Source organism: Bacillus cereus group sp. BcHK124 (assembly GCF_027712065.1).
Classification (GTDB): domain Bacteria; phylum Bacillota; class Bacilli; order Bacillales; family Bacillaceae_G; genus Bacillus_A; species Bacillus_A pacificus.
In genome coordinates this window covers 36,691-47,263 of the sequence record NZ_JAQFPJ010000028.1, presented here as the reverse complement: position 1 = coordinate 47,263, position 10,573 = coordinate 36,691, and the positions used below count along the sequence as shown (strand labels likewise).

The window sequence follows — 10,573 nt, the reverse complement described above, 5'->3', positions numbered from 1 at the left end:
CGGATGGAGATAGACTTTGCATCTAATCTAGTAGCAGAAGCTACCCTGTGGGAATGCGACTTCTTGTCGCACCATAACTCCCGTTATCGGTAGCAAATACTTTGATAGAATCCTTGTAGCTACAGGGATTCTTCTTTTTTGTCTGTTTATTTGGTATACAGGATTTTATACATCGTTGATGTAGCGGGGATTCTAGGGGTTTCCGCTATTCTTTTTTTTTGTAAACAACCTTGCATACTCTTAGTATGGTTTCTGATGAAGTGAGAACAAAAATAACGAGATATACATTTAAAGGGTCTCTTGGCTCGTCTGAGGGGATTATTTGTTGTGTACGGATAAGAAATTGAAGGTTAGTTAGAGATAAATCTGAAGTGTTTGAGAGGTATATAACAAGTTTGGGTATTGTTGATTTTATAGAAAAAAGATATAAAAGAGTCGTAGCAGTTTTTGAAAGAGCACCAGTAAAAAATTAGTGAAGGAGTAGCATTTGCTACTCCTTTTTATTTTGACAACTTTTTTGGTACTGAAAGAGTATTGAATTTTGAGTGGGGTAAAGACCTCCTAGGTGCAGTTTATTTTACTGGATAAATAACTCCACTTGCTTGACAACCAGTTTCTAATTCCCTTGGGTTTCCACAGTATAATCTCAATGAATATTGCGATAAATCACCAGTCTTTATGGTAGTAGTGAATCTCTTTGTATTATAAAATACATAGGTATCGTAATACTCACCATTACGATATATTATACCAACAATTGTACCTCGCCCTTTTTCATTAAATTTTTTGGGTTCTACGTTCATACCTAAATTGTCGCCACTATAAAGTTGTAGTCTAGATGTAGACTGCGACTTGTCCTGTGTTGAAAGATAAACATTTCTTGGAAGTTGCTCTTTAATTTTAAGGGCTGCAGCATATGGAGGTCTAATTATCGAATCTTCAGAATCTTTGTAATCATCATAATTTTTATCCACTAAAAGTTCAGGGTTTGTTGGGTAATATTTCTCCACCCCTTCTGGAAGAGATTTGATAGTGTCATCATTAATTGTATTAGCGCTAGCATTTTGCGTAGATCCTAAGATGATTGCACCGAACATAAAAGATGTTAATAATAGTTTTTTAATCCCCATAAGTTCCATAATCCTCCGTTCTTAATATTTTTTTCTGTTTACACAATAACCTTAACACGTTTCACAAATATTGTTAGTTTGTTTAACTTGATAAAATAATATTTGAATATTCAAAAATAAAAAATAAAATTGACATATGTCATGTGGCGGTAACTCTTTTAGCACTCTCGGTCATTTCATTATTAAATGCAACAAGTTTGCGCTTTCCTTTCCTAAACACAAAACGCGCATTATAAAACGCCCATTTCAAGCGATTTAACGATAGATTGTACACAAAACAAAAGATAATCGTCTTAAAATTGCAATCTCGGCAATCATTCTATAAATAGTTGTACATATATTCGTCGTTACACGATATGATTTTACTATTAGGGGTCACCATATCATTCCGGGAAAATTATACGCTAAGGATTACAAAACCTTATCATTACAGCATTTTTTTAGGTGAATACATGTTCAGAAAGATAAAAACTTAAGTTTAACTGAACATTGATTTGTTTACATACTTTATGAACACAGTTATAGATAGAAAACGTTGATATTATTAAGTTTTGCTCTCTGTTCATAAACATAAGGTTTTCTGGACAGATGCCTCTTAACGTACAGAAAACGTTTAAGATGTGTCCCAATTGTGTCTAAACGTACAATATTCCCGAAATGGTATGGTGATGCCTATTATATCATTTAGTCTTTTAAGACGTAGATTGTTGCATAGTTTTATGTTTTATGGAGAGGTACATTGTATCTAACAGTTGTAGGGAACACAAAGAATCCCCTTGTTGAAATTTTTATTAATTTTTTAATATATTTTGGTACGTGAAATTATATTCACTAAGGTGTTTCTTTGTTTTTCTTTCGAAAATTCTTATAGCATTCTATATAAATGTTGTGTTATTATATAGATAGAAAATTTGTTTCCATTGTTTATACTCTATTGTACGTAGCGTGAAGGACAAACCTTACGCCCAGTTAACTCGGGCGAGGTTTGTCCTTTTTTTTACTTTAAGGAGGAATTTACTATGAATAAAGTCTACAAAATTGGAGCAATTGTTACTACATTATGCGTTGCTTGTATCGCTATCTTTACTTTAACTAAAAATGAATCTGTTAACCCAGAGACTGTAACACCAAACAAAACAATTGTATCAGCTGCAGAAACAAAAGGATCGCCCGAAAATATTAAAGATATTTCAAAAGAAGAATTAAAGCAAAAAATACAATCCCATGAAGAGTTTATTGCGTACTACTATCAACCAACTTGTCATTATTGTAAAAAAGCAGCACCAGATATCAATAGTATGTCAAAAAAGCATGATAGAACCATCTATCGTATTGATATCTCTACGCCAGAAAATCAAAGTGCCTTTCAAGAGTTCGATATTCCTGGCACTCCAGTTGTTGTAGCTTATAACAGAGGTGAAGAAATTGAACGCCTAGAAGGTGCAGTGTCAGCTGCTACATATGACGGATTCTTTGCGAGACGTAATTCGAGCGCTAGTTAATATAGTGCTCGTTTTTCTTTTTAAGAAAGGGGAATTTACATGCAACAAAACGCCCGTATTTATTCTTTAGACGCAATAAGAGGTATAGCCATACTATGTATCCTGTTTTCTAATCTACCTACTATGACGGGACTAGATCCCTTTAACCAGGCCGGTTATTCCGGTACAGATAAAGGGATTCGTTTTTTAATAGATTTGTTTATACAAGCAAAATTCTATACTATTTTTGCATTCTTATTTGGGGTAGGATTTTATATCTTTATAAAAAACGCGGAAGCAAAAGGATATTCTATATATAAGCTATTTAGCCGTAGATTGTGTATTTTGCTACTCTTTGGTTTACTCCACTTTATCTTTCTATGGTATGGAGATATTCTACACGCATATGCCTTAGCTGGTTTTATCCTATTGTTCTTTTATAAGCGATCTACAAAGCTTATCTTTATAGTTAGCTGCATCTCTCTATTTGTTAGCTATACACTACATGCTATTTTATTTATACAAGCAAGTTCTTCTATTTCTGCCGTACCTAGTTACTATCAATATATGTTTACAGGCAACACTACCAATCACACTGTAAATCTATTTACACATTATTCACAACAAGTAAAAGCTCGTCTGTTCTTTTTAATAATCGAGGAATTTCAACAATTACTAATAGGAATTCCGGAATATATAGGCTTGTTCTTAATTGGTTTATGGGCTGGTAAGAAAGATATTTTTAAAAGGGTACCGGAATTAATAAAGGAAATTAGATTTATCCAGTGGAGTTCGTTATGCATTTCATGTCTTCTCTCTTGTCCTATTATCTACTATTTTATAAAAACGGATGTCTATTACTCTCAGGATATTAAACTATGGATTCTATTTGGAGGGAAAACGCTAGCTATATTCTATGTTTGTACTCTACTTAGGGTTTGTGAGAATAAAAAATATATAGAGCAGCTGCAACCCTTTATGAACGTAGGCAAGTATGCTTTAACGAATTACATTAGCCAAAGTATACTAACTCTTGTCATTCTTTCGTTGTACTTTAAAGATGTCTCACAGGTATATTACTGGCAATTATGTATCTTCGGGATTTTAATTATCTTTGCGCAAATTATATTCAGCAAAATTTGGAGTAAATATTTTCGCTATGGTCCCATTGAATGGATATGGAGAAAAGGAATTTACAAAAAATAACCTATTTTTCACCAGTTCCATGCAATTAACTGAAAAAAATGATAAAATATCATATGAAAGATTAAAGATATATTTGTGATTGTAAAATGATGTTATTAAAATTAAAGTGGTTCAAGTCAGAGGAAGGCACCTTAGGTGTCTTTTCTTTATTAAAATATGTATTTTAACAAAGCTTTAATACTTATGTATTAGATAATAATATTATTTAGTAAAAGGCATTTATGGATATAAGAGCCAATAAAAAAAGCCCTAACAGGGCTAAATAATTTTCTTCATACCACATTGACGACATTCTCTTAGAAAGATGAAATCTTTAACGGAACTCTTGAACGCGGTATTGCCACAGTTATCGCAACGGCCGCTAATCTTATCTGGCAGCTCTTTGTATGTGTATATTTTACTTAGATCGTAGTGTTGTTCAGGTTGTTTATTTTCCATTCGTTTCACCCACATAGCAATTTGAATTAGTATAGCTAAACCATAATAACACGAAGTGTCCGCATAGTGGCAGCTTTTTATTTTTTAAAGGATGTTTGTCCCAGCAGAACCCTATAGAAAAAGCTCCCACAATTAAAATGAGAGCTAACTTCATGCAAAAAATGTTTAAAAATAATATAGTACTTTACGAACTATGAAATAAAACTTTCCTTAATCCTTGCTTTAGAACCGTATAGATTTTTTCTTCTCAATAAATCTAACGTTAAGTTTTCCATTAAAACAAATTCTCCATTGATTAGTAATTCTGCTAATTCTATTGGATACTCGTTTGAACCTTCATCTAAAACCAACCCTTTATTTCCCGAAAGAAATATATAACCATAAATATACCCTTCTCTTTTTCCTGATTGAAATTCACTCATTGTAAAATACCTCCTTATATCTATTTATATATCTAAAATTATTATTTTAATGCATTGCTTTATTTTTCGACCAGTGGAATTAAACATCTTTATTGTTACTAATCACCACTTGTTAAAATTTTACCTTCATAAAAAATATTAAAAAATGTTTTCAAGTGCTACATTAAGCAAAGAAGAAAATTTAAAATTCGCTTGTGTTTCCTCCAAAGAATCAGCAATTCGAATTGTTCTTGTTCCAGCCTTCTTCCCTGCACATATATCGGTTTCTTGGTCACCAATCATATAACTGCTCGCTAAATCAATATCGTGCCTTTGAGCTAACTGCAGCAGCATACCAGCCTCTGGTTTTCTACAGGAACACCCATCTTTTGGCCGATGGATACAGGCAACAAATTCATGTATATGAGCATCGGCGTTTTCATTAATTAATTTTTCTTGCATATGTTCATGTATTTCTAAGAGCTTGTGACTTGAATCATAAATTTGCCACGATAGGAACCATTTACTTGCCGTAAACGGTTGTTATATGGGGAGTATTTTTATAATTTTGGAAGCATAACCTCGCCATAGATTCTATATTGAACCATAAGCTTGCCAAAATAACTAATAAAAATACCCCATTTGATTCCTGATAATAGCCTATTTACTCACTCCTAACGTATATCTCGGATAATTCACGCGAGATATACTACTATTTGAAGAATCATAAAATTGCCGCCAAAAGAAGCATAATTTTGCCGAAAATCAAATATTCTTGATTAATTAAAATAAAGTATACTCTGTTTATTAAGAAATCTAAAGTGAGGTTAAATTAATTTTCATTTGGAAGCTTATTCTAATACTAACTCAATAAACCTCTCGACTGCAGGAGACCGCCATTTATTTGACTTGACTAAGAGATATGAGTACATAAATTCAAATTCTTCATAGTGTTCCATAACATTTAAAGATCCATTCCCAACCTCATTTTTGACGGTTATATAGGGAAGTGCAGCGAATCCTAAACCACTCATTACAGCTTGTTTAATTGCTTCTAGACTCCATAGCTCCATAGTTTGAAAATTGAATATCCTATTATTAGCTAGGTGTCTCTCAAACATAGAACGATAGCTGCATCCCTTTTCATTTGTAATAAAGTAATCAGTAATTTTCTTGTTCTTGTAATCATCAAAATGTTTGTTTTTGTTTGGACCTGTGATTAAAACAATCTCTTCCTTGTGTAATTGATAGCAATCACACTTTTCTAGCTCTAATTTTGTCCAAATCATAAAAGCAACATCGACCTGTCCACTTGTCAGGTCTTTTTGATTTTCCCCACATGTTCCGTTACTCAATATAATTTTTACATCAGGATATTTAATTGAATACTCCCTCAAAATCGGCCCCAATCTAGAAATCGTTAATGATTCGGGTGCCGCAATTCGTAACTCTCCACTTACCTTATTCTTATGATTTCTTAGTTCGGATATACGTTTGTATGAATGGAGCAATTCATCAACTAATGGAATTAATTCTTTTGCCAAAGCGGTTAATTTTAACTCTCGTTTAACGTAAGAGAATAATTGCCCACCAATCTCCTTTTCCAATGCTTGAATATGAGAAGTAATGGTTGATTGCGTATATCCTAATTTTATGGCAGCATTTGTATAACTTCCAACATCAACAATTGTTCGAAATGTAATAAGATGTCTTATTTCCATATATACTATCCTCCTCTTATCTATTCAAAAAAATGATAATGACTATTTATAATTTTAATTTTACTGATAGATAGACCTATATTACAATGAACCATAGAATTTATTCAAATATTATCATTGAAGGGACGAAACAACTAGATGAATCTTATAGCATTCCTTTCTTATTTAATTATTACATCCATTACACCAGGACCAAGTAATATTTTGATGATGAATGAAGCGAGAAAATTTGGGTTCAAGGGATCTATACATTTCCAATTTGGAATTATTTCAGGATTTATTATTCTTGGTTTGATAACATCATTGTTAATAACAAGGATCTACCATTGGATTCCAATGTTAGAATCTTATTTTAAAATAGGCGGGGCTATATATTTGTTGTATCTCGCATGGAAAATTGCTTTTTCTAAAAAAAGTAATAATGATACCAGTTATAGCCAACCTTCTTTTGTTTCAGGGCTACTTTTCCAAATTCTTAATCTAAAAAGTATCTTATACTTCTTAACTGCAATGTCAACTTTCGTACTTCCTTATCATGAGTCAAGTGTAGCTATTTTCTCGTTTATGTCCTTAACAATACTAATAGGTTGTGCAGGATTACTACTGTGGTCCATTTGCGGCTCAGCTTTTAAAAGAGTATTTTTAAAATACGATAAGGTAGTGAATATAATCATGTGTTTGTTACTTATCTATTCTGCAATTACAATCTTTTAGCTGAAAATGTCCGAAAAAATTGATCCTTTTTTTATTTTTATGAAACCTACTAGATTTTATGTAATTGTTGCAATTTAATGTATGTCAGAAAAACGAAGTTTGGACGCTAACTTCGTTTTTGTTTATATAGTGCATGCATCATCTCACTTCCCTTCCATACAGATTATTAGACATAATCTATTTTTGAAACTATAACTTTGCCACAAGGATAAAGAACCATAACCGTGCCTAAACGGCAAATTTATGGTTCAAATCACAGAGCTCTTCTTGAGTCATATAACCCAATCCGACGCCCGCTTGATTTGTTGTTACTAGGACCATATATCCCTTTCTATTAAATATAGCAATTGCGTCAGCTGCACCAGGTAGCAGGTAAATATCTTCTGGTTTATTTACAAATCTAACACGATCTGTAAGTACTTGATTAATGACCCCATCACGGTCTAAAAATATTGCCTTTTTTTTAGCCAAGTTACTCTCTCCTTACCTACAAATTTTCTATTGAAAAATCTGAAGTATAACAATTATTAAGTTCATAGTAGCATGCACAACAAATGATACTAGTAACCTATTAGTACGTACATATATTGCCGCAAGTACAAGTCCAATTAGAAAATATCCAAATACAAAAGGAAAATCAAAATGCATGATAGAGAAAAACAATGCACTAACTAATATACACACAATTTTATTAAATTTACGGCTTAATATATTTATGGCCGCGTAACGAAATACAAGCTCCTCAACTAGTGGAGCAAGAATTACAATTGATAAAAGAGCAAGAGGAGAATTTGCTACAGATTCAATATTACTTGATGTATTTACTGATTGTGTAGTTAAGTGAAATATACTCTTATCCAAAATACTACCAATTGTCTGTGCAAAGAATACTGCAACTATTCCTATTAAAATCCAACCGAATAATACTCTTGATAATTTAATCGATAACTTCGAATCATTCATCGTTTCTTTCTTATATATAAGATAAATGAATATTAATATGAGTGAAAACCCTATTAGTTCCCAATGAACAAGTAGTTGCTGAATTGCTTTCTGTTGATTTCCCTTAATATCATACCAACCTGTCTTAGCTAGCAATTGTACTCCTATAATCCCAACAAGTTGAGTCATTACAAAGTAGATGAGTATAACATAACCTGATTTATGTAAATTACTATGATTCATTTTACTATATTCACCTTTCATTTACCTCCAAATTTTATATTATTCGAATTTTAAATCGAAATAGTATTATCTACTCTTCTTTAAGAATTTTATTTATACCTGTAGGTTTATACATAACAAAATCCCCTTCACTATTGCTGACTCTTTTTGTTTCAAAGTAGATTCGGTATTCTTCCCCATCTTTTTTTATTTCTGATACTAACTCTTTAGTTATCCAGTAATTTCGATTCAGCAGATCTCCTGGTACAGCAGTCATTCGAGAATATTTATTATCTGTATTTAATTTTTTCGCAACCATTTCCTCTGCAACTTTCACGTTACTCCTAGTTTGTTCCATCCTTATCTCATGATTCTTATCTTGTTCCGCCCTAAATTCCTGAGCAAATCTAGCACCGATACTGAGTATTAAGATTATGCCAATAAATATAAAGAATGCTTTTGCATTGAACTTTTCCATTTCCATAACATCAAATCCTTTCACTTCCTAATAATACGAAACCATTTTATTATTGTTTAAGGTGAGATAACCGAGAGAAATAATATATAACTACTGCTATATATAGAAAAATCGTTAAATTACTAATAGCCATTAACGTTTCTTCTACTGTAAAACCTTTAGTCATTGTCATTCTCCCTACCATCTTTAAATGTTTTTTTATTGTAAATTGTTCATTTCCTTAACAATTCGTTTCGTTCTTGCAACTAACCAAAATTCTAATACCATGAAAATAAAAGGAACTACATAACATGCTATAATATATAGCCACACAGAGACATTAGTATCAAACAAATCCTTAGTTACATTACCAAAAATAATACTGATAATTGCACCAATTAAAATAAGAAACGAAGATAAAACATTGCTCCCAAATTCTTCTTTCAAGTCTTTCATAGTTTGAAATTTATTCATAATTCATCCCTCCATTTTTTCTTCTCAAATAATGCTTTTTTAAACTTCTTTTAAATCCTCGTACAGAGGAATATGATCACTTTTCTTCATCTCCCTTTCTACACAAAACTCAAATTGTATTAAATTGAATTTATTCTGTGGAAATTCCAATAAACATTGATAAATTACCGGTAATCCTTTCACCTACTCTTAAAAATAATCCCGCTGGTTCTCCACCAATTAAATGTGACCCTATTAATAATTTACCTGTATAATCTCCATCCCACGTATCTATAGTGCAGTCCGGCATTTCAATATACTTTTGATAAATTTTATGTTGTTGCTCGTAGTAAGGCGTTTTATCTGCAGCTACTTCTTTCCCTTCATTGATGATGGAAACCCCACCGCCTTCCCTTCCAAATGTCGCTTTTTTCACATAATCTATATCATTTTCTTCAAATTTGTCCTTTGAGAAATAAGTTGGCAAAAAGTACTTTTCGATAATTTTATGTTCTTTTTCTGTAAACCATTTATTTTGCTCGTGAAGTTGCCAGATAAGAGCTAGTACACCTTTATTTTGAATTAAGAATGCTGAAGGAGGATTAATAATTTTCACTCTCCCCTGTGCAATATGGTCTAAAAATATAAGGCCGATTGATTTTCCACTATAGTCTTTATCTTCTAATAAGTACTCTAATGGATATAATCGATACAAATATTTAATTTTGACACCATCTGGTGTATATAACCCATCGTCTGCAACTATAATACTCTGTATCCCCACATAATCACTTGGATGCGGACAATATTTTTGAATAAATTTTACTGTTTGATAATCTTCTTCATGCCAATCATAACTAGTGAAATGTATAACATCATGAGGTTTTAATTCATAATCAGAAATGATTTTATGCCACGTTGTTTCTAGCTTCTCTTCTATGCGATTTGGATTTATAACTTGATGATAATCACATAATACTTGATTAGCTACAGATGGCTCCAAATAGCCAGTGGGTGTGTCTGCATTAATTTCTATTAGTTTGATTTCATCGTTTGCAACAATGAAATCAAGCCTAGTGAAATATGAAAATAAAACATCATAATTTGTTCTAGTCACTTCCCATAATTCGGTGGGTAATTTTAATTGTAAAAAACCCTCGTGACTTTCTAGTAAGTATTTATAAACCTTTTGAAAAATGGTTTTTACTAATTCAGTTGCTTCTATAATATTATCATATTCCTCTTTTTTGATTCTTTTAATACCAGTAGACATATACTGACACCATTCATCATTCTCTAATAAGCTTGGCCAAGTAAAACCACGTGAACAAGCTTGCTCAGATAAAGCAAACCATTTTTTCATATAATCTTGTTGCTGTTGATTGTCTAACATTTTTTCTCCTCCTAT

The 10,573-nt window shown here is 31.9% G+C and carries 11 protein-coding genes and 2 pseudogenes; 3 read left to right on the top strand and 10 right to left on the bottom strand.

Annotation, left to right across the window (positions count from 1 at the left end):
* Positions 1 to 572: 572 nt before the first annotated feature.
* The gene (locus tag PDK19_RS24920) at positions 573 to 1,130 is read right to left on the bottom strand and encodes a hypothetical protein (protein ID WP_002081503.1); all 558 of its coding nucleotides are present in this window, start codon (positions 1,128 to 1,130) and stop codon (positions 573 to 575) included.
* Positions 1,131 to 2,149: 1,019 nt separating this feature from the next.
* Between PDK19_RS24920 and PDK19_RS24915 the strand changes: the two genes are divergently transcribed.
* Both PDK19_RS24915 and PDK19_RS24910 read left to right on the top strand, forming a co-directional pair.
* Positions 2,150 to 2,632: a thioredoxin family protein gene (locus tag PDK19_RS24915; protein WP_001045585.1), complete on the top strand. Its 483-nt coding sequence runs from the start codon at positions 2,150 to 2,152 to the stop codon at positions 2,630 to 2,632.
* Positions 2,633 to 2,671: 39 nt separating this feature from the next.
* Entirely contained in the window at positions 2,672 to 3,817 is a 1,146-nt protein-coding gene (locus PDK19_RS24910) for a DUF418 domain-containing protein (RefSeq protein WP_001186865.1), read from the top strand.
* A gap of 258 nt (positions 3,818 to 4,075) precedes the next feature.
* Here the strand turns inward: PDK19_RS24910 and PDK19_RS24905 are convergent, their stop codons facing one another.
* From PDK19_RS24905 to PDK19_RS24890, 4 genes and pseudogenes are all read right to left on the bottom strand, one after another.
* A complete protein-coding gene (locus tag PDK19_RS24905; RefSeq protein ID WP_000428650.1) occupies positions 4,076 to 4,255 on the bottom strand; it encodes a hypothetical protein in 180 nt (59 codons plus the stop codon).
* Positions 4,256 to 4,446: 191 nt separating this feature from the next.
* Positions 4,447 to 4,677, bottom strand: coding sequence for a hypothetical protein (locus PDK19_RS24900; RefSeq protein WP_001288775.1), 231 nt, complete (start codon positions 4,675 to 4,677; stop codon positions 4,447 to 4,449).
* Positions 4,678 to 4,815: 138 nt separating this feature from the next.
* A pseudogene (locus tag PDK19_RS24895) lies at positions 4,816 to 5,142 on the bottom strand (HAD-IIIA family hydrolase); the annotation flags it as partial.
* Between the two features lie 365 nt (positions 5,143 to 5,507).
* Entirely contained in the window at positions 5,508 to 6,377 is an 870-nt protein-coding gene (locus tag PDK19_RS24890) for a LysR family transcriptional regulator (protein ID WP_000405669.1), read from the bottom strand.
* 138 nt (positions 6,378 to 6,515) lie between these two features.
* Between PDK19_RS24890 and PDK19_RS24885 the strand changes: the two genes are divergently transcribed.
* Entirely contained in the window at positions 6,516 to 7,091 is a 576-nt protein-coding gene (locus PDK19_RS24885; RefSeq protein ID WP_001048818.1) for a LysE family transporter, read from the top strand.
* A 246-nt stretch (positions 7,092 to 7,337) separates the two neighbouring features.
* On the opposite strand, the pseudogene PDK19_RS24880 reads toward PDK19_RS24885, so the two are convergent.
* From PDK19_RS24880 to PDK19_RS24860, 5 genes and pseudogenes are all read right to left on the bottom strand, one after another.
* Positions 7,338 to 7,562: pseudogene (locus PDK19_RS24880) on the bottom strand (HAD-IIIA family hydrolase); the annotation flags it as partial.
* A 27-nt stretch (positions 7,563 to 7,589) separates the two neighbouring features.
* Positions 7,590 to 8,297 carry a CPBP family intramembrane glutamic endopeptidase gene (locus PDK19_RS24875; RefSeq protein WP_000675655.1) on the bottom strand — a complete coding sequence of 236 codons (708 nt, stop codon included), beginning with the start codon at positions 8,295 to 8,297 and terminating at the stop codon, positions 7,590 to 7,592.
* A gap of 49 nt (positions 8,298 to 8,346) precedes the next feature.
* The gene (locus PDK19_RS24870; RefSeq protein WP_000425107.1) at positions 8,347 to 8,739 is read right to left on the bottom strand and encodes a hypothetical protein; all 393 of its coding nucleotides are present in this window, start codon (positions 8,737 to 8,739) and stop codon (positions 8,347 to 8,349) included.
* A 192-nt stretch (positions 8,740 to 8,931) separates the two neighbouring features.
* Positions 8,932 to 9,186, bottom strand: coding sequence for a hypothetical protein (locus tag PDK19_RS24865; protein WP_001032086.1), 255 nt, complete (start codon positions 9,184 to 9,186; stop codon positions 8,932 to 8,934).
* A gap of 130 nt (positions 9,187 to 9,316) precedes the next feature.
* Entirely contained in the window at positions 9,317 to 10,558 is a 1,242-nt protein-coding gene (locus PDK19_RS24860) for a glutathionylspermidine synthase family protein (protein ID WP_000886561.1), read from the bottom strand.
* Positions 10,559 to 10,573: the final 15 nt, after the last annotated feature.

Coding starts and splice junctions, on each gene's coding strand:
- PDK19_RS24920 (WP_002081503.1), bottom strand. CDS start 1,130: ATGGGGATTAAAAAACTATTATTAACATCTTTTATGTTCGGTGCAATC.
- PDK19_RS24915 (WP_001045585.1), top strand. CDS start 2,150: ATGAATAAAGTCTACAAAATTGGAGCAATTGTTACTACATTATGCGTT.
- PDK19_RS24910 (WP_001186865.1), top strand. CDS start 2,672: ATGCAACAAAACGCCCGTATTTATTCTTTAGACGCAATAAGAGGTATA.
- PDK19_RS24905 (WP_000428650.1), bottom strand. CDS start 4,255: ATGGAAAATAAACAACCTGAACAACACTACGATCTAAGTAAAATATAC.
- PDK19_RS24900 (WP_001288775.1), bottom strand. CDS start 4,677: ATGAGTGAATTTCAATCAGGAAAAAGAGAAGGGTATATTTATGGTTAT.
- PDK19_RS24890 (WP_000405669.1), bottom strand. CDS start 6,377: ATGGAAATAAGACATCTTATTACATTTCGAACAATTGTTGATGTTGGA.
- PDK19_RS24885 (WP_001048818.1), top strand. CDS start 6,516: ATGAATCTTATAGCATTCCTTTCTTATTTAATTATTACATCCATTACA.
- PDK19_RS24875 (WP_000675655.1), bottom strand. CDS start 8,297: ATGAAAGGTGAATATAGTAAAATGAATCATAGTAATTTACATAAATCA.
- PDK19_RS24870 (WP_000425107.1), bottom strand. CDS start 8,739: ATGGAAATGGAAAAGTTCAATGCAAAAGCATTCTTTATATTTATTGGC.
- PDK19_RS24865 (WP_001032086.1), bottom strand. CDS start 9,186: ATGAATAAATTTCAAACTATGAAAGACTTGAAAGAAGAATTTGGGAGC.
- PDK19_RS24860 (WP_000886561.1), bottom strand. CDS start 10,558: ATGTTAGACAATCAACAGCAACAAGATTATATGAAAAAATGGTTTGCT.